Source organism: Quatrionicoccus australiensis (assembly GCF_020510525.1).
In the GTDB taxonomy this organism is placed as follows: Bacteria; Pseudomonadota; Gammaproteobacteria; order Burkholderiales; family Rhodocyclaceae; genus Azonexus; species Azonexus australiensis_B.
The window spans coordinates 1,182,301-1,204,326 of sequence record NZ_CP075188.1; the positions used below are offsets into that span (position 1 = coordinate 1,182,301).

The following is a 22,026-nucleotide window of genomic DNA, read 5'->3' on the forward strand; positions in this document are numbered from 1 at the left end:
CAAAGTGATGATTTTTCATCGAATTGGCATCAATCCAGACCAAAGAACTCGCGGATTTTCCTGCCGATTGCGGCACTGCCCGGGACTTTCTGCTGTGCTTCGTTGCGCCCCTGGTGGTAACCATGTTCGAGCTCGGCAAAGCGCTGCAGGCGGGCTTCGAGAATGCCGGACAGGCTGTCGGCCAGCTCGGGGCGCTGCTGGATGATTTCCTGGAAACCTTCCTTGTCGAGGCGGTAGGCCTCGACATTGCTGGTCGCGATCACCGTGGCCCGGCGCGGCGCCCCGGTCATCAGGCCGATTTCGCCGAAGACGCTGCCCGGGCCACGCTTTTCCAGCAGGCGGCGGGGGCCTTCCGGCGGTTGCCACCAGGCTTCGGCCTCGCCATTGACGATGATGTACAGCCAGTGGGCGATGGCGCCCTGGCGGGTGAGGATGTCGCCGCGCGCGAATGGCGCGTTGATCAGGTGTTCGGCGAGATGGCGCTTTTCGCTGTCATCGAAGCGGGCAAACAGCTCGATCGAGTTGATCGCCTGCAAGCGGCGTTTCAATTCGCGGCTCTGTACCTCTTCGCGATGTGCGGCACCTTCCTCGACGAGGTGGATGGTGTGATCGTCGGTGGCGAGGCGGATGCCGTTGCGTTGCAGCGTGGCGAGTACGTGCGTGCGCACATCGGAGTCGGTGAGGTCGTCGGGCAGCGGGTTGTGCAGCCAGTAGCGCAGCGTGTAGTGGGCGTAACCGGGGCCGAAATTCATCAGCACGCAGCTCGGTGCCGGGTCAGGTGCGACGTTGCTGATCGTCGCCGCGGCAATGTCTGCCTCGATCAGCGGGATCAGGCGGCCGGGCTGTACCGCGAGGTCGATGTTGAAGTCGATGCTGCGCCGCCAGGCCGGGTGCTCGCTGTTCTTGTCGCAAATGATGTAGTAACGCCCCTTCATCAGTTGGCTGTTGGGAACGATGACCTTTTCGCCGTTGCGCGTGAGCAGGGCGGTGTAACGCCACTGGATGTCGGTAACCCGGCCTGACAGGTCGTCGACCCTGATCCAGTCGCCGATTTCCAGTGAGTTGTCCATCTGCAGCGCGAGGCCGCCGAGCAGGTTGCCCAGCGTGTCCTGCATCGAGATGGCGAGCACCGCGGTCAGGATGGCGGAGGTGGCGAACAGGTGGGTCAGTTCAACGCCGGACTGGTTGAGGCGGAAGAAGCCCCAGCCGATGTAGCCGATGATGACCAGGATGTCGGCCAGGATGCCGGCGATGTGGATGCGTACGCGCGGCAGGGCGACATTGAACAGGGCAAGGCCGGCGAAGCGGATCACCGCCAGGCCCTCGCCGAAAATGCTCATCTGGCGCAGCCAGCGGGCAGCGGCGGTCATTGCCTGGTCGGCAAGGAGGAGGCCGGCGAGCAGGTCGCCGAGCAGGCAGGCGGCGAAAAAGACGCTGGTATTGATCAGCGAGCGGCGCAGCGGCTTCAGCGGCTGCCAGATCAGGAGCAGCAGAAAACCGAGGGCGAGGAAGGTGAGCGGAGCTTCGCGGCTGAGAAAGGGGATGTTCAGCATCAGGCGTTGCGCAGGCTGATCGAGATCCAGTCATGCGCGTCGGCGTGCGCCTGCAGTTTTTCATCGGCATCGACCGCGACCGGCGTCTTGACCTTGCCCATCAGCGGCAGGTCGTTGTGCGAGTCGCTGTAGAAGAAGCTGTCCTCGAAACTGCCCCACCACAGGCCGAGCGATTCGAGCCAGGCTTCGACGCGGACGATCTTGCCTTCACGGAAGGACGGTACGCCGCTCGGCGCGCCGGTAAACGCCCCGGTTTGCACGTCGACCGCCGGGATCGTGCCGATCAGGTGCGGAATGCCGAAGGCGCGGGCAATCGCGCCGGTGACGAAGGTGTTGGTGGCGGTGACGATGGCGCACAGGTCGCCGTTGTCGAGGTGCTGGCGCACGACGTCGAGGCCTTCGCTGCTCATGATCGGGCGGATGTGCTTTTCCATGTACTCGGCGTGCCAGGCATCGAGTTCGGCGCGGCTGTGACGGGCGAGCGGGGCGAGCTGGAAGGCGAGGAATTCATGGATGTCGAGGGTGCCGGCCTTGTACTGTTCGTAGAACTGGACGTTCTTGGCTTCCTGTACTTCGCGGTCGACGACGCCCTTGCTGATCAGGAACTGCGCCCATTCAAAATCGGAGTCGCCGGAGAGGAGGGTATTGTCCAAGTCAAAAAGAGCGAGGTTCATGCGTTTTCCATATTGAGCAGTTCGCGCAGCAGCGGCAGGGTGACCGGCCGTTTCTGTTCGAGGGTGTATTGATCGAGGGCGACGACCAGCATCGACAGCGTGCGCATGTCGCGCGGCGCGTGGCGCATCAGGTAAGCGATCACTTCCGGCGTCAGCTTGAGGGCGCGTTCCTTCGCCTGGGCGGCGACGGCGGCGGCCTTCTCGGCGTCGGACAGCGGCTGCAGGCGGTAGATCAGGCCGGAGCCCAGGCGGGTGCGCAAATCCTCGCGCAGCGCGAGGTGGACCGGTGGCTGCGGTGCGGCGGTCAACAGCATGCCGTCGCTCATTTTCAGGCGATTGAAATGGTTGAACAGGGCGATCTGGCCGACCTCGTTCAAGGCATCGACGTTGTCGACCGCGAGCTGCTCGGCTGCCGGGGCGCTGCCCAGGGACGGATCTAGCGCCGCATCGACCAGCGTGAAAGTGCTCGCCTGCAGCAGGTGCGAGCGGCCGCAACCGGATTCGCCCCACAGGCAGAACGAGGTGTCACGCCGTTCGCCGGCCAGCCAGCCGGTCAGGGCGGCGACCGTTTCCGCATTGCCGCCGGCGACGAAGTTGTCGAGCGAAGGCGGGCTTTCCGGCAACAGGTCGAGAATCAGCTGGCGCATCATGGGGCGGGTAGGAAACAAGGGTGGCGATTTTAGCATCGCTGCCGGCAATCGCCGGTGCTTGCCGGGTGGCGTTGAAGCTTTCCAGGCGTTGCCAGGCGGTCGACAGCGTTTTTTGCCCGATTTTGCCGGCCTTGAGCGCTTGTGCTGCGCCGTAGAGGGCGCGGAAATACTGGTCCGGATCGTAGGAAACGAGGACCAGGTCGACGCCGGCGGCAAGCGCTTCGCTGGCCACCCGGCCGATGCCGCGTTGATAGACGGCGCCCATGTTGAGATCGTCGGTAATCAGGATGCCGGCGTAGCCCCAGTCGCGGCGCAGCAGGCCGGCAACCACGGCGGCCGAGTGCGAGGCGGCGTGCGCCGGATCGATGCTGTCCAGCGTCACATGGCCGAGCATGATCGCGGTCGCCGGCTGCCCGCCCAGGGCGCGGAAGGGCAGCCAGTCGGCCGCCAGCGCGGTTGGTGTGGCGGTGAGGCGGGCGGCCTTCAGATGGGTATCCTGGCGCACCTGGCCGAGACCGGGGAAATGCTTCAGTGTCGCGCGCACCCCGTTGTTGCTCAGGCCGGTGATGTAGCCGTCGGCGACTTCGCTGACCAGCAGCGGATCGGCCGAGATGGCACGGGCGCCGATGTTGGTCAGCATGTCGTCGGCGACGGGCCGCTGCGGGCGCAGATCGACGACCGGGCCGAAATTGAGATTGACGCCGAGCCGCGCCAGGCCGGCGCCCTGTTCCTCGCCATAGCGGCGGGCCCGCTCATGCAGGCTGCCGCCTTCCCGCTCAAGCAGACTGGATAGCGGCGGCAGGTTGGCCAGCATCGGCGAGAGGTGGGCCACGCTGCCGCCTTCCTGGTCGGCGGCGACGATCAGCGGCGGCAGGCCGTTCTGCTGGCGCAGCTGCTGCAAGCGGGCGATGGCAGCGGCGACTAGGCCGGGCGAACTGTGGCGCACATTGCGCCGGGTCAGATAGATGCCGCCGATCAGGCCGCGCGCGGCGAGCGGCTCGAGATCGTCGAAGTGCTCGAAGCCGACGATGAAATGCCTGCCCAGCCGGCGCATGTCGGCATCGGCGGCTAGCACGCTGGCGCGCTGCAACTGGAATTCCAGCTCGCGGTACAGGGTGAGCGCGACCAGAGCGAGCAGCGCCATGCCGAGCAGGCGGCGGTTGCCGCCGGGCCGGCGCAGGGCGAACCCGGCGCCGGTCATGCCGATCAGCAGCAGAGCCGGCGTTTCCCAGGCGCGCCAGACATGGAGCAAGGGATGCTTGAGATGCCAGGCGACGCCGAGCAGCAGGCAAACTGCCGCCCAGCCGGGGGCCGGGCGGAGCAGGCGACAGAGTGGTCGCAACATCGTCTTGCCTTACTCGACGGTCGGGTTGAGGCTGGCGCCGATGCGGTACCAGTCGAGGCGGCGCGTGGCAAGCATGGTGGTGGCGAGCGCCAGGAAGAGCAGGATGGCGCCCATCAGCAGCGCGTTGTCTTCCGAGAGCAGGACGCCGTAGAGCACGCCGTACAGCCCGGTCAGGCCGCCGGCAAAGGCGAAGCCCTGGCGGGTGCCGCCGAGCGCGCCGGCGAGGTAGGTGCCGATCAGCAGGATGCAGGCGGCGGACGACAGGCCGTAGGAGACGACAAAGGGCAGATGCTCGGAAAGTGCGATCAGGAGCAGGAAGAAGATCGCCAGCGCGAGGCCGACCAGCAGGTATTGCATGGGGTGGATCGGCGAGCGGCGCAGGATCTCGGTCAGGAAAAAGCCGGCGAAGGTCAGCGCGACGAAGAGGATGCCGTACTTGATGGCGCGTTCGGCCTGCAGATAGACATTGACCGGGTCGACGAAGTCGACGCTGAGCACTTCGCCGCTGGCCGGGTTCAGCGTGTTGGCGAAATTGCGAGCCAGGTGCGAGATCTCCCAGTGCGCGCTGAAACCGTCGGCGCTGATCTGGCGTTCGCGCGGCAGGAAGCGGCCGCCGAAATTGGGATGCCGCCAGTCCGACTTGAGCTGGACGCTGTTCGCCTCGCCGCTCGGTGCGATGGCAAAGCGCTCCGTACCGGTCAACTGCAGCGGAAAGCTGAAATTGAAAGTGGCGCCCTGGGCCGGGTCGATGCTGCCGAGCGCGATGCTCAGTTGCGGCATGGGCAGTTCGGCGTCGCTCTTCGTCTTGCCGCTGGGCGAGGCAAAGCGGCGGCGCTGGCCGTTGATGCTGACTTCCGGGTCGCTGTCGACGCCGCGCGGATCGCTCAGGCCGAGGATCAGCGTCGCCTCGACATTGCTGATCGCGCCGGCCTCGCCGCCGAGCGGGGCAATCACGAAACGGCCGGCGGCCTGCAGGTTGAGGTGGAAGAGGCGGGCCTGGTAGATGCCGCGGTTACGCGCCTCGACCTTGGCCTCGCCGCTGATGTTCAGGGTTTCCGGCGGCAGCAGGCGGGTTTTGACGACGTAGCGCGGGGTCCGGATCAGGCGGCCGCTTTCCGGGTCCTTGCTGACTTCCGGCTCGACCGCCTCGTGGTAGCGCAGGGCGATCACCGGGCCGCTCAGCGTCTGCGCGCCGGCCGCGCTGTTGGCGATGTTTTGCTGCACCTCGTTCTGGCGATTGCTGCGCGCCCGGATCTGGTCCTCGATCAGGCCGAGCGGAATGAGCAGCAGGATGGTCATCAGGCCGATGGCCAGCATCTTGTACAGCAGTTTCTTGTCCATGACAGGCTCCCTTGTTGAAAGTGATGCCAGTCTGGGCGGCCGGCGTGAACCGTTGACGAAGCCGGGGTGAAGGCCTGTGAAGCGAATGTGAAGTCGGGTTTTAAATGTGACGCAGCGGTCGACCGCCTGGATTCGCCAATTTCGTATGCGAGGTGGAAAGCTGCATCAATCGTGACTGTTCGAGTCATCCTTGTTTGGTAACATTGTTGAAAATAATGCGCCCAAGCGCAGCCAGGAAAGCTCCCCCAACATGCAAGTTCGTCGTTTCGCCAACAGTCTTGTCGTTCGCGCCGTCCTGGTCGGCGTGCTGATTACCGTGATCGGCACGGTTATTCGCTTTGCGCTGCTCTCCACCAGCATGCACGACAGCATCGAAGTGACCGTTTCGGCGCATCTGCTGTCCGATGCGAGCTACGTGGCCAAGGACATCGACGAGAAAATCAACCAGCGCAAGATTCTTCTCGAAACCCTGGCCCGGCAATTGCCGCCTGCCCTGCTCGGCAAGCCGGTGGCGCTCGAGGCCTGGCTGGCCGAGCGGCATGCGCTGGCGCCGCATTTTTCGCTCGGGCTTGCCGTGCTGCCACCCAACGGCCGGGGCGCACTGGCCGATTACCCGGTTTTGCCGGGGCGGCGACAATTCAACTTTGCGATGCTGGACTGGTTCCTGATGGCGCGCGATCAAGGTGGTTTTGCCATTGGCAAGCCGACCGTCGGGCGCATCTCGCATCAGGGAGTCATCGCCATGGCGGTGCCCGTGCACGATGCGCAGGGGCATGTGCTGGCGATCATTGCCGGTGCCACGGCGCTCGATGCGCCGGGTTTTCTCAACCTGATCCAGGGCAACAAGATAGGCTCGACCGGTGGCTTTCTTCTGGTTTCGCCACGGGATCAGCTCTTCGTGACGGCGCTGCAACCGGACATGCGTCTGAAGCCGACGCCGGCATCCGGCATCAATCCGCTGCACGACCGGGCGATGGCCGGTTGGCGGGGCGTTGGCCGGACGGTCAATGCGGCCGGCGTCGAGGAACTGGCCGGAGTTGCCAGTGTGCATGCCGCCGACTGGTTCGTCGTCGCCCGCATGCCGACGGCGGAAGCCTTCAGCTCGGTCGACGAGGCGCGCCGCATGTTGCTGAAAATCGGCACGGTCGCCGGCGTGATCGTCATCCTGATTTTCGGCGCCGTCTTGTTCCGGCTCTTTCGGCCCTTGCGCGAGGCGGCCCGCCAGATGCACCGGATGGCCAGTGGTGAGGCACCGCTGGCGCCGCTGGTGCGCGTGCGCCATGACGAAGTCGGCGACATGGTCGATGGCTTCAACTTCCTGGTCGCCCGGGTCAGGGAAAAGGAGTTGCGCATGACGGAACTGGCGCACCACGACACGCTGACCAGCCTGCCCAATCGTCTTTCCTTCCTCAAGCGGGCGCAGCAGACCGTGGCCCTGAGCATGCGCCAGAAGGGCCGTCTGGCCCTGATGTTCATCGACCTCGACGGCTTCAAGCCGATCAACGACCGGCACGGCCACGAAGCCGGTGACATGGTCTTGCAGCAAGTTGCGGTTCGTCTCGGCGAAGGCTTCCGTCAGGCCGACATGGTGGCGCGTTTCGGCGGCGACGAATTCGTCGTGCTGCTGACCGACGTCCGCGACCGTGAATGCCTGACCCGCATGGCCGACAAGGTCATCGCCCGTCTCTCCGAGCCTTACCTGATCGATGGTGCGAGCTATTCGATCGGCGCCAGCATCGGCATCGCCTGCCTGCCCGACGACGCCGAAGACATCGAATCGCTGATCGCCCAGGCCGACGCCGCGATGTACGACGCCAAACGCGCCGGCCGCAACTGCAGCCGCTTTGCGCATCGGGTGGATTGAGGCGGGGCTGCGTTACCCGCCTTGAGCATTCGGTTGGCATGGCTGTGGGCGGCGCTATATCATGCCGAGCTTGACCCATGCGGCACAGGCCGGTTCCCCGATGACCGAAAACCAGAATCCAGAACAACAAGCCCGCGACCGCATCGACGCGCAACTGCGCGCCGCCGGCTGGGTGGTGCAAGCCAAGAACAAGGTCAATTTTGCTGCCGCAATCGGTGTCGCCGTGCGCGAATGGCAAACCGACGTCGGTCCCGCCGACTACGTGCTCTTCATCAACAAGCAGGCGGTCGGCGTCATCGAAGCCAAGCGCGAGGAAGAAGGCCAGCACCTGACCGTGCACGAAACGCAGACCGAAGGCTACGCCGCCGCCAAACTCAAGTGGGTCAATAACAAGCAGCCGCTGCCCTTCCTCTACGAAGCAACCGGCATCGTCACCCGCTTTACCGATGGCCGCGACCCCAAGCCACGTTCGCGTGAAATCTTCAGCTTCCACCGCCCGGAAACCCTGCGCGACTGGCTGACCGAGGATGAAAGCCTGCGCGCCCGCCTCGCCGAGTTGCCTCCGCTCAACCCCGCGCATCTGCCGGCCGCCCAACTGCGCCTGCGCGATTGCCAGGAAACGGCGATCACCAATCTCGAACAGTCCTTCCGCGAAGCCCGGCCGCGCGCGTTGATCCAGATGGCCACCGGGGCCGGCAAGACCTACACCGCCATTACCAGCATCTACCGGCTGTTGAAGCACGCCGACGCCAAGCGCGTGCTCTTCCTGGTCGATACCAAGAACCTCGGCGAGCAGGCCGAGCAGGAAATGATGGCCTATGTGCCCATCGACGATAACCGCAAATTCACCGAGCTTTACAGCGTCCAGCGCCTGAAAAGCAGCTTCGTCGACAAGGGCGCCGACGTCTGCATCTCGACCATCCAGCGCCTCTATTCGCTGTTGCAGGACAAGGAACTTGACGAAGCCGCCGAAGAAATCAACCCGGCCGAACTGGTCCAGCCGAAAGCGCCTGCGCCCGTCGCCTACAACGCCAAAATCCCGCCCGAGTTCTTCGATTTCATCTTCATCGACGAATGCCACCGCAGCATCTACAACCTCTGGCAGCAGGTGCTCGACTACTTCGACGCCAGCCTGATCGGCCTCACCGCCACGCCCGACAACCGTACCTACGGCTTCTTCAAAAAGAACGTCGTCAGCGACTACAGCCATGAAAAGGCCGTCGCCGACGGGGTCAATGTCGGCAATGAAATCTACCTGATCGACACCCTGGTCACCCAGCAAGGCGGCGTCATCGCCGCCCAGCAGCAGGTCGAAAAGCGCGAACGCCTGACGCGCAAAAAGCGTTGGGAACAGCAGGACGAAGACGCCGCCTACACCGCCAAGCAACTCGACCGCGACATCGTGAACCCGGACCAGATCCGCACCGTCGTCCGCGCCTTCCGCGACAACCTGCCGGCCATCTTCCCCGGTCGCGAGGAAGTCCCGAAGACCTTGATCTTCGCCAAAACCGACAGCCACGCCGACGACATCATCAACACCGTGCGCGAGGAATTCGGCGAGGGCAACGCTTTCTGTAAGAAAGTCACCTACCGCGCCACGCAAGACAGAAAACTGCCCGATGGCACGGTCGACCGTGGCGAAGACCCCAAATCCATCCTTGCCCAGTTCCGCAACGAATACCACCCGCGCATCGCCGTCACCGTCGACATGATCGCCACCGGCACCGACGTCAAGCCGCTCGAATGCCTGCTCTTCATGCGTGACGTCAAAAGCCGCAACTACTTCGAGCAGATGAAAGGTCGCGGCACCCGCACGCTGGACATGGACGACCTCAAGAAAGTCACCCCCAGCGCCAAAACCGCCAAGACTCACTACGTCATCGTCGACGCCATTGGCGTCACCAAATCGCTGAAGACTGCCAGTCAGCCGCTGATCACCAAGCCCGGCGTGCCGCTCAAGGATCTTGCGATGGGCATCCTGATGGGCGCCTGCGACACCGACAGCGTCTCCTCGCTGGCCGGTCGCCTGGCCCGGCTCAACAAGCAGCTCGACGCCGACGACCAGCGCCGTCTGCGCGAAGCGGCCGGCGGCGTCGAACTCAGCCACCTGATCAGCAAACTGTTCAACGCCATCGACGGCGACCTCATCGAAGCCCGCGCCCTCGAACTGGCGGAATTACCCATCGGCAACGACCCCGGCGACACCTTGCGCGACCAAGCCCAGCAGCAACTGGTCGGCGAAGCCGCGGCGCTGATGAACGGCGAATTCATCGAACTGATCGACACCATCCGCCGCGAAAAAGAACAGACCATCGACCACGACACCCTCGATCACCTGACCTACGCCGGCTGGAGCCAGGACAGCGCCGCCAACGCCGAAGCATTGACCGGCGAATTCGCCGACTGGTTGGCCGCCAACCGGGACGAAATCGAAGCCCTCAGCATCTTCTTCGCCCAACCCTGGCGGCGGCGCGAGGTCACGCTCAAGCTGGTGCGCCAGGTGCTCGACAAGCTCAAGGCCGACAAACCGAAGTTGGCCCCGCTGCGCATCTGGCAAGCCTACTGCCAGCTGGACAGCTACAATGGCGCCCCGCCGGAATAGGAACTGACCGCGCTGGTCGCCCTGATCCGCCGCGTCTGCGGCCTGGACGCCAAAATCACCCCATTCGCCGACACCGTGCGCAAGAACTTCCAGACCTGGATCATGCAGCACCACGCCGGCGGCACCGACAAATTCAACGAAGAACAGATGAACTGGCTACGCATGCTCCGCGACCATATTTGCCACTCCTGCCACGTCGACCGTAACGATCTTGAGCTTCCTCCCTTTGGTCAGGGCGGGCTGGGGAAGATGTGGCAATTGTTCGGCGAGGGCATGGACCCGCTGCTGGATGAACTGAATGAGGCGTTGGTGGCGTGATGGGTGCGGCTGCGTTGCCAGAAAGCTGGTGTGTTGCAACCCTGAATGACATTGCGCAACCTTTTGGCGGCTCAACACCGTCCAAAATTGACGCCTCCTTATGGAGCGATGGAACTGTGCCTTGGGTTTCGCCCAAGGACATGAAGGTTTTTGATTTACGGGGAAGCGAAGATTTAGTTTCCGAAAAAGCCTTGGCAAGACTGTCACTGATTCCCGAGGGCAGCATTTTGGTTGTGGTCCGTTCTGGCATCCTTTCGCGCATCCTTCCCGTAGCGATCAACCATCTGCCAGTGACGATCAATCAGGACATGCGTGCTTTTGTTCCGGCCCCCGAAATCAGCGCAAGATTCATTGCGTGGCAGTTGTTGGCAAATCAGCGTGAAATTCTTGGCAAGTGCTCGAAAGATGGCACTACCGTGGCGAGCATCGAAGCGGTTGCGTTGGCCTCATTTCCCTTCGCGCTGCCTCCCGCCGCTGAACAACACCGCATCGTCGCCAAGATCGAGGAACTGTTTTCCGAACTCGATCAGGGCGTGGCCAGCCTGAAAACTGCCCGCGAACAACTCAAGGTCTATCGCCAGTCGCTGCTCAAAAATGCCTTCGAGGGCAAGTTGACCGCTGCCTGGCGCGCCGCCCACCGCGACCAGCTCGAAACCGCCACCGCCCTGCAACAACGCATCGCCCGCGAACGCGAAGCCCGCTACCAGCAACAACTCGCCGACTGGCAAGCCGCCGGCCAAGCAGGCCCCAAACCCAAATTCCCCAAGCTCCTGCCACCGCTCACTGCCGAAGAACTCGCCGAGTTGCCTGAATTGCCGGGAGGATGGGGATGGATTCGAGTTGGTGAGTTGGTCGACCGAGTAACGGTCGGTTACGTAGGCCCTATGAAGAACGAATACATCGAACAAGGGGTGCCATTTTTGCGTTCGCAGAATGTTCGAGAAAACCGTTTTGATTCCGAAGGCTTAAAGTTCGTATCAGAAAGATTCCATCAGTCCTTGAGCAAGTCCGCCTTGTCTGCGGGGGATGTGGTCGTGGTTCGGTCAGGCTCTGTTGGCGTTTCTTGTGTGATCCCTGAGCATCTGGGTGAGGCAAATTGCTCTGACCTTGTTATTGTCAAAGCGCCGCGACATGTTTCCTCGCATTTGTTGGCCTACTACATGAACTGGCAAACGCAGGGGCGCGTAAAACAAAAGATGGTTGGGGTTGCGTTGATTCACTTCAATACCAAGTCCGTTGAAGGTTTTGCCTATCCGCTTTGCAGTGAGCAAGAACAGCAACAAATAGAAAAACTGCTTGCTGAAAAACTCTCCGAAGCCGACCAACTCGAACTAACCCTCGCCACCGCGCTGCAACAGGCCGACGCGCTGCGCCAGTCCATCCTGAAAAAGGCTTTCCACGGTCAACTGGTAAAACAGGCCAAAAACGAAGAACCCGCCACCACCCTGCTCGAACGCATCCGCACCGCGCGTTCCGCCAACCAACCGGCCCGCCGTGGCCGTTCTGCCGGGAGCCAGCCATGAGTCTTCTGCTTGCCGATGTCCGCCAGCTCATCGTTTCCGCCCGCGTCCGCGTGGCGCAGGCGGTGAATAGCGAGTTGAGCCTGCTTTACTGGCAGGTCGGGCAGCGGATTCGCAATGAGGTGTTACAGGGCGAGCGCGCCGAGTACGGCAAGCAGGTGGTCGAGTCGCTGGCCGGGCAGTTGTCGCTGGAGTTCGGGCGAGGCTGGGGCGCACGCCAGTTGCGTGACTGCCTGCGCATGGCTGAGGTTTTCCCTGAGGCGGAGATTGTGCACACGCTGTGTGCACAATTGAGCTGGTCGCATTTGCGCCTGATGTTGCCGGTGGACGATGCGCTGAAACGGGATTTCTACCTGACGATGTGTCGCCAGGAAGGCTGGAGCGTTCGTCAGTTGCAGGAGCGCATGCGCTCGATGTTGTTCGAGCGCACCGCCATTTCCCGCAAGCCGGAGGAAACGATCCGGCAGGAATTGGTGCAACTGCGCGAGAGCGGCGAGCTGTCGCCCGATCTGGCGTTTCGCGATCCCTATCTGCTGGATTTCCTCGGTTTGGCCGACAGCTATTCGGAGAAGGATCTGGAGACTTCGATCCTCGCGGAGTTGCAGCGCGTCATCATCGAACTGGGGAGCGACTTCGCGTTCATGGCCCGGCAAAAGCGGATTGTCATCGACGGGCGGGACTACTGGATTGACCTGCTGTTTTTCCATCGTCGCCTGAAATGCCTTGTGGCGGTGGAGCTCAAGATCGGCGAGTTCGAGGCCGCGCACAAAGGACAGATGGAGCTTTATCTGCGCTACCTCGAAAAATACGAGCAGATGGAAGGTGAGAACACGCCGATTGGCCTGATCCTTTGCACCGGCAAGAATCAGGAGCATGTCGAATTGATGCGTCTGGACCAGAGCAATATCCGCGTTGCCGATTACCTGACGGTTTTGCCGCCGCGCGAGATTCTGGAGGCTAAGTTGCATCAGTCCATTGCCATGGCCAGGCAGCGATTGTTGGAGAGTGAGGAATGATCGCAACGAGGATATTCTGGGCGTGATTTCTTGATCCTGTTTTGATTCGATGGGTGCTGCTTGGGGAAACGTATGGCAAAGAAACCCAATAAATCAGGTTGTTGTGGGCGTTCCGGGTACGCCGAATTTCTTGATTTACAGTTGCCGATGCATAGCCAGGACTGATCGCCGAGAAAAGCTGTTGACCGGTTGTTATGCGCCTTGGCGCATAAATTACCGCTTGGTGAAATACTTAATAAACAATTACTTATTCAAATAACGAAAGATTTTACGCGCTGAGGCGCATAAATTTACGCGCTTAACTTTCGTTTTGAGCGTGAGCAGCAAGCCAAAAAAGAGAACCTGAATTCATGAACGCAACCGCATCCATCGTCTCCCGTGTCTGGAGCTTCTGTACCACGCTGCGCGACGACGGGGTCAGCTATGGCGACTATCTGGAGCAGCTTACTTATCTTATCTTCCTGAAAATGGCCGATGAATACGGTCGACCGCCCTACAACCGCAAAATCGGCATTCCCGAAAACCTCGGCTGGAGTAGCCTGAAGGCAGTGCGCGGGGCTGCGCTGGAGGTGCATTACGTGACGGCGCTGCGCGAACTGGGCAACAAGCCGGGGTTGCTCGGGCAGATTTTCACCAAGGCGCAGAACAAGATTCAGGACCCGGCCAAGCTGTCGCGGCTGATCGACATGGTCGACGAAACCAGTTGGGTGACGCTGGGGGCGGACGTCAAGGGTGACATCTACGAAGGCCTGCTCGAGCGCAATGCCGAGGATACGAAGTCGGGCGCCGGGCAATACTTCACGCCGCGGCCGCTGATCCGGGCGATGGTGGAATGCGTGCGGCCGCTGCCGAACAAGACGATTGCCGACCCGGCCTGCGGTACGGGCGGCTTCTTCCTCGCCGCCTACGATTTTCTGGTCGCCACCTATCCGGGTATGGACAGCGAACAGCGCGCTTTCCTCAAGCATGAGACGTTTTTCGGCAACGAGATTGTCGCCGGCACGCGCCGTCTCGCCTTGATGAACATGTTCCTGCACAACATCGGCGAGATCGACGGTGACAGCCCGATTTCGCCGAACGATGCCTTGGTGGCTGCGCCGGCCCAGACCTTCGACTACGTGCTGGCCAACCCGCCCTTTGGCAAGAAGAGCAGCATGAGCTTCACCAACGAGGAGGGCGAGCAGGAAACCGATGCGCTGACCTACAACCGTCAGGATTTCTGGGCGACGACCTCGAACAAGCAGCTCAATTTCGTGCAGCACATCAAGAGCCTGTTGAAGAGCACCGGCCGCGCCGCCGTGGTGGTGCCGGACAATGTGCTGTTCGAAGGCGGGGCGGGCGAGACGGTGCGCCGCAAGCTGCTCGAAACGACCGATCTGCACACCATCCTGCGCCTGCCGACGGGGATTTTCTACGCCAACGGCGTCAAGGCCAACGTGCTGTTCTTCGACAACCAGCCGGCGAGGAAGGAAGCGTGGACGCGGGAAGTCTGGGTCTACGACTACCGCACCAACATCCACCACACGCTGAAAAAGAAGCCGCTGCGCTACGAGGATTTGAAGGATTTCGTCGCTTGCTACCAGCCGCTGAACCGCTTCGAGCGCGCCGAAACCTGGCACGAGACGCAAAACCCGGAAGGCCGCTGGCGCAAGTTCAGCTACGAGCAGATCGTTGCCCGCGACAAGACCAGCCTGGATATTTTCTGGTTGAAAGACAAGAGCCTGGCCGACCTCGATAACCTGCCCGAACCGGATGATCTGGCCGGCGAAATTATCGAAAACCTGGAGGCCGGGCTGGCCAGTTTCCGGGCGGTGGCGGCGGCTTTGGCGTAAGCGAAGCGCTTAGCCTTCCGGGAAGAACACGAAGAGCACGCAGCCCTCGACGGACTGCGGGATGTGCGAACTGCCGGCCGGGTTGTGGATGAAGCTGCCGGCCGGATAGCTGGTGTGGCCGTCGCAGAAGGTGCCGGAGACGACGAAGACCTCCTCGGCGCCGGGCGCGTGGATGTCGAGCTCGGGATAGACGGCACCGGGCGCGATTTCGAACAGCAGGGCCTTGCGGCCGTTCTCGCCGGTCCACAGCAGGCGGGTCGTGAAGCCGGGATGAATGCTGCGCGGCGGGACGTCTTGCCAGTGGCAGGCGACGACGCCGGTGAGATTGAGTGCGGGCGGGGTGTTGGCGGTCATGCTTGGCGGACTCCGGTTCGGCGTTAAATCATTTGGCATTATTTTGCCCGGTTTTTAGCGGTCGACCGCTGTGAGACAGCATTTTTGCCCAAGACAGCCGCCCGGTCAGCCATTATGCTTGCTGCCTATTCGGTAACCACGGAAGCAACGCCATGCAACTCGCCTACACCATCCTCTACGTTGAAAATGTCGCCGCAAGCCTCGCTTTCTACAGCGCGGCCTTCGGGCTGGAGCGCAAATTCCTGCACGAATCCGGCGATTTCGGCGAACTGGCGACCGGCACCACGACACTGGCCTTTTCGTCGCGGCAACTGATGCGCTCGCTGGGCAAGAACCCGCAGCTGGCGCGCCCGGAGGCGCCGTGTTTCGAGATTGCGCTGAGCACGCCGAACGTGCCGGCCGCCTACGCGCAGGCGCTGCAGGCCGGTGCCAAGGCGGTGCAGGCGCCGGAGCAGATGCCCTGGGGCCAGACCGTGGCTTACGTCGCCGATCCCGACGGCTTTCTCGTCGAACTGTGCACGCCGATGGGCTGACATGAAAACGGCGACCCGCAGGTCGCCGTTGTTGTATCGGGCCGGCCGGCTTACTGCCAGCTGATCAGGCCGTAGTTCTTCTTGCCGCGACGCAGGATGGTGAAGCGGCCGTAGAGCAGCTCGTCGCCGCTGACCGCGTGGTCGAGCGCCTCGACCTTGTTGCCGTTGATGCTGACGCTGCCGCTCTGGATGAAGGTGCGTGCTTCCGACTTCGATTTGGCCAGACCGGCGGCGACCAGTGCGTCGATCAGGCCGGCATTGGCCTTGTCGATCTGGACGCCGGGCATGCCGTCCTGGGCGAGTTGTTCGAGGTCGTTTTCGGTCAAATCGGCGAGTTGACCGCTGAACAGGCATTCGGTGATGCGCCGCGCCGCCATCAGCGCGACTTCGCCGTGCACCAGGCGGGTCGCTTCCTCGGCCAGGATGCGCTGGGCTTCCGGCTTGGTGCCGCTGGCCTGGTCGGTGGCTTCGATCTCGGCGATACGGTCGACCGGCAAAAAGGTGAAGAATTTGAGGAACTTGTAGACGTCGGCGTCGCTGGTGTTGAGCCAGAACTGGTAGAAGGCGTAGGGCGAGGTCTTTTTCGGGTCGAGCCAGATGGCGCCGGATTCGGTCTTGCCGAACTTGGTGCCGTCGGCCTTGGTGATCAGCGGCAGGGTCAGGCCGTAGACCTGCTTCTGGTGCAGGCGGCGGGTCAGGTCGGTGCCGGCGACGATGTTGCCCCACTGGTCGGAGCCGCCGATCTGCAGCACGCAGCCGTGGCGCTTGTAGAGCTCGGCGAAGTCGTAGCCCTGCAACAGGCTGTAGGAGAACTCTGTGTAGGAGATGCCCTGGTCTTCGCGGGTCAGGCGCTGCTGCACGGATTCCTTCTTGATCATGGCGTTGACCGAGAAGTGCTTGCCAATGTCGCGCAGGAATTCGAGGCAGTTCATGCCGCCGAACCAGTCGTAATTGTTGGCCATGATGGCCGGGTTGGCGCCTTCAAACTTGAGGAAGGGCTTGACCTGCTCGCGGATGTTACCGACCCAGCTGGCAATCACGTCCGGCGTGTTGAGCTTGCGCTCGGTCGCCTTGAAGCTCGGGTCGCCGATCATGCCGGTGGCGCCGCCGACCAGCGCGATCGGCTTGTGACCGGCTTCCTGGAAGCGTTTCAGAATGAGCACCGGCACCAGGTGGCCGAGGTGCAGGCTGTCGGCCGTCGGGTCGAAGCCGCAATAGAGCGTTACCGATTCCTCAGTCAGCAGCTTGTCGAGCGTCTCGGCGTCGGTGATCTGGGCGATCAGGCCGCGCTCGTGCAGATCCTGGATGAGGGGGGACTGGTACATGGCAAAACTCTCCACTGGGACAGGCGCTCGCTGAAAGTCGCGGGCGCCGAAAAATTCGGACCCGCGATTTTAGCAGAGGCGGGCGGCACCCGGCCCGCCTTGGCGCGGCATTTGCCGCTGCGTGCCGGGCCGGTGCTCAGGCGGGCAGTGCCACACCATGCGCGGCAAACACTTCCTTGGCCGCAAACAGGCCGTTCAGGGCGGCCGGAAAGCCGGCATAGACGGCCATCTGCATGATCACCTCGACGATTTTCGCGGGTGTCACGCCGACATTGAGCGTGCCGCCGCTATGCGCCTTCAATTGGCTGGTCAGGCGCGCGGGAGTGTTCGATCTGCCGGTAATGTGCAACCCCGGCCGATGCGTTCGTTGTAGCGCAGCGTATGGAGGCTGAGTCCGCGACGTGTCGCCACTGCCTTGATGGTCAGGTCGGACGCCATGGGCGGGACTGTAAAAGTTCGAGCGCGCTCGAAGTCAAGCGGGGTTTGCGGCAGCACCTCCACCAATGCATCACGACGAATCCCTGTTTAGGGATTCAGGAGGAACTCCTTTATCTTCTCAATCGTTGGATTATCCATGGTGGATATGTCTTTTAAGGAGTCTCGGGTGATAGAGAGTTCTTTCTCTATCAGGCCTAGCGTTTCGTGACTGACAGTTCCTGTGCTATCGACCTCCATCCTGACCAGCTGAAACAGGTTAAAAGCATTTCCCACATAATGCGACGTAGCCAGCATTGCTGCGTCATACGTCGCAACTCGCTCTTTGATAAGCCGCGTCTGATTGAAATGCGCAGAAAGTTCTTTGGAAACCCACCAGGCGATCAGTGTCGAAAGCACAGAGGTAAAGACGATCGTTATCACGTGGGATTGCCAAAGGGTCAGATTCCCAAATATTTGCTGTTTGAGGGACTCATACGCTGTCATCACGACTGCGGTCGTCACAAAGGTCGTGACTGCTACAGAGGTGCTTGAGCTGATCATTCGTTCCAAGCGTTCGGGTTTTTTTGCTGTGTGCACAAATGTCTCCTCATCCTTATTCACCATCTGGTGCCGGAATTAGTATTGCTTTCTCAGATTATTAACCTGGCAAATAGATAGGGCGTTTATGTTATGATATTTGCATGGATAAAGAAGATGCCCGCAAGCTCAGGCCAGAGCAACAAAAGGAGAAGCGCAAGATAGCGCTTCGCATGCGAATGAACGGACGCGAATTTGCCGAGATTGGATTAGCGGTCGGAGTACATTCCCGTACGGTCCAATATTGGTGGTCGCGCTACCAGGCAGAAGGCCTCAAGTCGGCGGTAGAAGGCGGCAAAAGAGGCACGGAGATTGGTGAGCGACGCACACTCAGCGTGGAACAGGAGTGGGCAGTGCAGCAGTTGATCAGCGAGAAAATGCCTGACCAACTCAAGCTTTCCTTCGCGCTCTGGACACGGGCAGCAGTTCAGGAGTTGATCCATCGTCGTTTCAAGATCGACATGCCGATTCGGACGGTCGGTGAGTATCTCAAGCGCTGGGGTTTTACACCGCAGAAGCCGTTGAAGCGGGCCTATGAGCAGAAACCTGAATTGGTGGAGGCTTGGCTCAAGGAGAGTTACCCACGCATCGCCCGGCGCGCCAAGGACGAAGGGGCGGAGATTCACTGGGGTGACGAAACGGGCATCCGTAGCGATTGCCAACATGGCCGGAGCTATGCGCCAGCGGGAAAAACACCTGTTCAAAGGGTGCCCGGCAGCCGGTTTGCCACGAACATGATCTCCACGGTCACCAACCAGGGGAAAGTGCGCTTCATGCTCTATCGGGAAACGATGACGGCCACTGTCCTGATTCGATTCCTTGCACGCCTGGTTCGTGATGCTGGACGCAAAGTGTTTTTGATTCTCGACAACCTGCGAGTGCATCACAGCAACAAGGTTCGGGACTGGTTGGAAAAACATACCGAGCACATTGAGTTGTTCTTCTTGCCCGCCTACGCCCCGGAACTCAATCCGGACGAGTATCTGAATTGCGACCTGAAGGCCTTGGTTCATGGCGGAAAGCCTGCCAGGAATCGGGATGAACTGGAATCAAAGGTGCGAGGTGCAATGATGAAAATACAGAATCGCCCAAAACGGGTTATGTCCTATTTTAGACACCGAAAAATCCAATATGCCGCGTAATGAACCTATTGGATTGCCGGGTTAATAGCAGTTAGCAGCTCAATTGATCAATTGTTGCAAATGGCATGGCAGGAAGATGCGTGTCTTGGCTCTTGGGTGTCCATATCTGTAGCGTGCCTCCTTAAATCGGCCGACTTTTGCGTGGATTATGGATAAGCCTAGTTGAACTGCGCGGGCGCCAGAGCAATAGGAAAAAAAGTTCGGCCCATCAGTTTTCGGGCCGTAGCTTCAGTGATGGAAAAACAGGCGCCATAACGTACGGCTCCGTCATTTTGGGATCGGTTTGCCTGCACCGCGGTTACGACACCCACCAAGCGCCCTTGGCCATCCAGCAAGGGTCCTCCGGAAGATCCGGGGCGACAGTAATTCGAAGTCACCAAATAGGGCACGCCGTTACGCTCTGTTCGAGCAATAAATTTTGCCTCTGACCAAATAACGTCTGACGATCCGCCCGGATGCCCGAGATTGTAGGTGGTGTCGCCGTTTCCAAGGTTATCTGAAGCCCCCCAGGGAATCACGTCTCCGCCAGCCCCTGGTGCATGCAGCAAACATACGTCCTCGTCAGCCAGGCGCGTATATTGTTCCACCCTTGCCACGGTGTTTGTTTGCTTGTGAATGACGATCAGCCCGTTGGTTGCCCCGCCAGCAAGCACGTGGCAGTTAGTGAGAATGCGGTCTGGCGCAATGAGTACGCCTGAACCCGATTTGTGACGTTGGCGAATCATGAACACGGACCAGGCGAGGCATTGAGGGTCAAATCCCGGTTTGCAGGCTGGATGCGAGTAAGTGACAGTCCTGGTCTCGGCCTTTGGCTGAGCGGCCTGGATGTCGGATGGCAACGCGACAGGTTCGTTTTGCGCCGGTATTTCTGCGGGAGGCGCTTCTGCTTCTGCAGATGGTGGTGCAGGCAAATCAGGTGCAGGCGAATCCATTGCATTCTCTTGTGCCAGCGATAACGGCGGCGAAGGGTTTTCGATGGGTTTCTTCTTCCAATAGGCCGCGCCAATGGCAAGCAGGAGCATTAGGAACAGCAAGGAATAACGGCGCCCGCCAGGTTTCGATTCCACGCTCTCAATCGCCCTGGACTGGAGGGCCCTTTCCCGGGCAAGCCTGCGATCATAAGCTGCGCGTAAATCCGGAACACGCAGGTTGTCGTAGGCGATTTTTAGCAATGACGTCTCCGTGCCGGCATCCTGCGCTTCTTTTAGTCGGGCCAGATAGGCCATTTCGATGTCTTCGGCGGAGGATGAAGCCTCAATGCCCAGGATCGCATACAGTGTGTTTGGTTGGCTCATTCGGTGTCAGTGATGGCGGGAATGAATAGTTTGACGTCTTGCTGCTTCCTCAACAGGCCCGGGGACGCTGGAGCAAACGAGTATTCATCGGCATCCTGCCGTAAAGCATATGGAATATCAAGGCAGCATTTTTCCTCGAATTTGCTGCCGGCGGCTGCTATGGAGCGCATTGGTGAGAGCCCGGTTGTGCGCGATTGCTACCTCTTCTCCCCGCTAGTCAAACCATCGCCAGCCGAATCCACGCCACTCCGCCACCCTCCGGATGATTCGCAAACCCCGCTTCGCCGCCATGCAGCCTGGCCACTTCGCGCACCAGCGCCAGCCCCAGGCCGGTGCTTTTTTTGCCGGTGGCCGGGCGGGGCAGGGAATAGAAGCGCTCGAACAGTTGCGGCAGGGCGTAGTCGGGGGCGCCGGTGCCATGGTCGCGGATGCGGATTTCGGCCTCGTCTTCGCCAACTTCGAGCGTGATTTCGATGCGGCCGCCGTCGGGTGAGAATTCGATGGCGTTGTCGAGCAGGTTGAGGACGGCCTGTTGCAGCAAAAAGGCATCGCCACGCAGGTCGACCGCTGCAGGGGCATCGAGTTGGCAATCAAGGTGGCGGGCATCGAGGAACTGGCGGCGCAGTTCGATCGTGGTTTTGAGCATTTTGGCGAGGTCGACCGTCGCGCCGCCTTCAGGGGCCTGCAGTTGTTCGACGCGGGCGAGCATCAGCATGCGCTCGATGATGGCCTGCAGGCGACGGGCCTGTTCGCCGATGCTGTCGGCGAATTTGCGGCGGTCGGCGGCGGGCAGTTCGTCCTCGAGGATTTCGGCGGCGCCGATCACCGCGGTGAGCGGGCTTTTCATTTCGTGCGCGAGGTTCTGCACGTAGCGTTCGACGTATTGCTTGCCTTCGAGCTTTTCGCGCATCTGGCCCAGCGCGCGGGCGAGTTCGGAAAACTGGTGGCCGCCGCCGGTCGGCGGTTCGACCTTGCGGCCGTCGGCGACGGCGCGGGCGTAGGCGCGCAGGCGGTGGATGGACCAGCTCAGCCAGCCCGAGAAGAAGAGGCCGATGGCGGCGGTGGCGGCGAGCAGCCAGAAGCCGGATTGCTTGACGCGTGCCGTGGCGCGGCTGATGTAGGGGGCGAGCGAGGACATCGGCTTGGCGACCGAGAGCACGCCGATGCGTTCGCCCTGCCAGAAGATGGGGGCGGCGACGTACATCACCGAGGAGTAGGGATCGTCCGGGTCGTCCAGCGTGCTGCGCGCGCCGTATTCGCCGCGCAGGACGCGGGCGATGTCGCGCCATTGCGAGTAATCCTCGCCGAGCGCGGCGTGTTCGGAGTCGTAGACGACGATGCCCCTGGCGTCGGTGACATAGACGCGGAAGTCGATGCTTTCCTTGTGCACGCCGGCGATGTCGGCACGCGGGCTGCGCCGGGTGGCGGCGCGCAGCGAGGCGGCGAAGCTGCCCTGGTTGATGCGTCCGGTCGACAGTTCGAGGGCGGCCATTTCGGCCAGCACGTGCGCCGTGTCGACCAGGGTTTCCTCGGTTGCCTGGCGGATGCCGGGCTCGGTTTCGCGGTTGATGACGGTAAGCACGAACCAGGCGGCCAGGCCGACCACCAGGAAGTAACCGAAAAACAGGCGGACCGAGACGTTCACCGC

Annotated in this window: 19 protein-coding genes; 8 read left to right on the top strand and 11 right to left on the bottom strand. The window is 61.6% G+C overall.

The genetic code is table 11. The features are described from left to right. Positions 1-29 precede the first annotated feature (29 nt). Genes KI612_RS05720 through creD form a run of 5 tightly spaced genes read right to left on the bottom strand, consistent with a single transcriptional unit; the run spans position 30 to position 5,563 of the window. Positions 30-1,553, bottom strand: a complete 1,524-nt coding sequence (locus tag KI612_RS05720) for a mechanosensitive ion channel family protein (RefSeq protein WP_226442857.1) — start codon at positions 1,551-1,553, stop codon at positions 30-32. After that, positions 1,553-2,227, bottom strand: coding sequence for a histidinol-phosphatase (locus tag KI612_RS05725; protein ID WP_226442858.1), 675 nt, complete (start codon positions 2,225-2,227; stop codon positions 1,553-1,555). Before KI612_RS05725 ends, KI612_RS05720 begins: the two co-directional genes overlap by 1 nt. Next, positions 2,224-2,850 carry a DnaA regulatory inactivator Hda gene (hda, locus tag KI612_RS05730; RefSeq protein ID WP_264180863.1) on the bottom strand — a complete coding sequence of 209 codons (627 nt, stop codon included), beginning with the start codon at positions 2,848-2,850 and terminating at the stop codon, positions 2,224-2,226. The genes KI612_RS05725 and hda overlap by 4 nt, the downstream gene beginning before the upstream one ends. Beyond that, a complete protein-coding gene (locus KI612_RS05735) occupies positions 2,753-4,222 on the bottom strand; it encodes a glycoside hydrolase family 3 N-terminal domain-containing protein (protein WP_226442859.1) in 1,470 nt (489 codons plus the stop codon). Before KI612_RS05735 ends, hda begins: the two co-directional genes overlap by 98 nt. Before the next feature lie 9 nt (positions 4,223-4,231). Continuing rightward, positions 4,232-5,563, bottom strand: coding sequence for a cell envelope integrity protein CreD (gene creD, locus KI612_RS05740; protein WP_226442860.1), 1,332 nt, complete (start codon positions 5,561-5,563; stop codon positions 4,232-4,234). Between the two features lie 250 nt (positions 5,564-5,813). On the opposite strand from creD, the gene KI612_RS05745 reads away from it, so the two are divergent. The 6 genes from KI612_RS05745 to KI612_RS05765 all read left to right on the top strand — a co-directional run bounded on the left by KI612_RS05745 (position 5,814) and on the right by KI612_RS05765 (position 14,715). Next, complete coding sequence (locus KI612_RS05745; RefSeq protein ID WP_226442861.1) at positions 5,814-7,427, top strand: diguanylate cyclase domain-containing protein; 1,614 nt, start codon at positions 5,814-5,816, stop codon at positions 7,425-7,427. Positions 7,428-7,488: 61 nt separating this feature from the next. Then, on the top strand, positions 7,489-10,029 hold the full coding sequence (locus tag KI612_RS05750; RefSeq protein ID WP_404818079.1) for a type I restriction endonuclease subunit R: 2,541 nt from the start codon (positions 7,489-7,491) through the stop codon (positions 10,027-10,029). Positions 10,030-10,041: 12 nt separating this feature from the next. Next, a complete protein-coding gene (locus KI612_RS19925; RefSeq protein ID WP_404818095.1) occupies positions 10,042-10,347 on the top strand; it encodes a type I restriction-modification enzyme R subunit C-terminal domain-containing protein in 306 nt (101 codons plus the stop codon). Then, complete coding sequence (locus KI612_RS05755; protein WP_226444158.1) at positions 10,347-11,870, top strand: restriction endonuclease subunit S; 1,524 nt, start codon at positions 10,347-10,349, stop codon at positions 11,868-11,870. Before KI612_RS19925 ends, KI612_RS05755 begins: the two co-directional genes overlap by 1 nt. Then, a complete protein-coding gene (locus KI612_RS05760) occupies positions 11,867-12,883 on the top strand; it encodes a PDDEXK nuclease domain-containing protein (protein ID WP_226442862.1) in 1,017 nt (338 codons plus the stop codon). Before KI612_RS05755 ends, KI612_RS05760 begins: the two co-directional genes overlap by 4 nt. Before the next feature lie 350 nt (positions 12,884-13,233). Next, positions 13,234-14,715: a class I SAM-dependent DNA methyltransferase gene (locus tag KI612_RS05765; protein WP_226442863.1), complete on the top strand. Its 1,482-nt coding sequence runs from the start codon at positions 13,234-13,236 to the stop codon at positions 14,713-14,715. A gap of 9 nt (positions 14,716-14,724) precedes the next feature. Here the strand turns inward: KI612_RS05765 and KI612_RS05770 are convergent, their stop codons facing one another. Further along, the gene (locus KI612_RS05770; protein ID WP_226442864.1) at positions 14,725-15,069 is read right to left on the bottom strand and encodes a cupin domain-containing protein; all 345 of its coding nucleotides are present in this window, start codon (positions 15,067-15,069) and stop codon (positions 14,725-14,727) included. A gap of 152 nt (positions 15,070-15,221) precedes the next feature. On the opposite strand from KI612_RS05770, the gene KI612_RS05775 reads away from it, so the two are divergent. Next, the gene (locus KI612_RS05775) at positions 15,222-15,602 is read left to right on the top strand and encodes a VOC family protein (protein WP_226442865.1); all 381 of its coding nucleotides are present in this window, start codon (positions 15,222-15,224) and stop codon (positions 15,600-15,602) included. 50 nt (positions 15,603-15,652) lie between these two features. Here the strand turns inward: KI612_RS05775 and tyrS are convergent, their stop codons facing one another. From tyrS to KI612_RS05790, 3 genes are all read right to left on the bottom strand, one after another. Further along, a complete protein-coding gene (tyrS, locus tag KI612_RS05780; RefSeq protein ID WP_226442866.1) occupies positions 15,653-16,927 on the bottom strand; it encodes a tyrosine--tRNA ligase in 1,275 nt (424 codons plus the stop codon). A gap of 136 nt (positions 16,928-17,063) precedes the next feature. Then, positions 17,064-17,228 (bottom strand): carboxymuconolactone decarboxylase family protein, encoded by a 165-nt coding sequence (locus tag KI612_RS05785; protein ID WP_226442867.1) that lies wholly within the window; start codon positions 17,226-17,228, stop codon positions 17,064-17,066. Between the two features lie 224 nt (positions 17,229-17,452). Beyond that, a complete protein-coding gene (locus KI612_RS05790; RefSeq protein WP_226442868.1) occupies positions 17,453-17,941 on the bottom strand; it encodes a hypothetical protein in 489 nt (162 codons plus the stop codon). A gap of 104 nt (positions 17,942-18,045) precedes the next feature. Here KI612_RS05790 and KI612_RS05795 point away from each other — a divergent pair, with 104 nt between their 5' ends. Next, positions 18,046-19,083: an IS630 family transposase gene (locus KI612_RS05795; protein ID WP_226440294.1), complete on the top strand. Its 1,038-nt coding sequence runs from the start codon at positions 18,046-18,048 to the stop codon at positions 19,081-19,083. Positions 19,084-19,241: 158 nt separating this feature from the next. Here KI612_RS05795 and KI612_RS05800 read toward each other — a convergent pair whose 3' ends face one another. Both KI612_RS05800 and creC read right to left on the bottom strand, forming a co-directional pair. Then, positions 19,242-20,378 carry a trypsin-like peptidase domain-containing protein gene (locus tag KI612_RS05800; RefSeq protein WP_226442869.1) on the bottom strand — a complete coding sequence of 379 codons (1,137 nt, stop codon included), beginning with the start codon at positions 20,376-20,378 and terminating at the stop codon, positions 19,242-19,244. A 217-nt stretch (positions 20,379-20,595) separates the two neighbouring features. Then, a complete protein-coding gene (gene creC, locus KI612_RS05805; protein ID WP_226442870.1) occupies positions 20,596-22,023 on the bottom strand; it encodes a two-component system sensor histidine kinase CreC in 1,428 nt (475 codons plus the stop codon). Positions 22,024-22,026 lie beyond the last annotated feature (3 nt).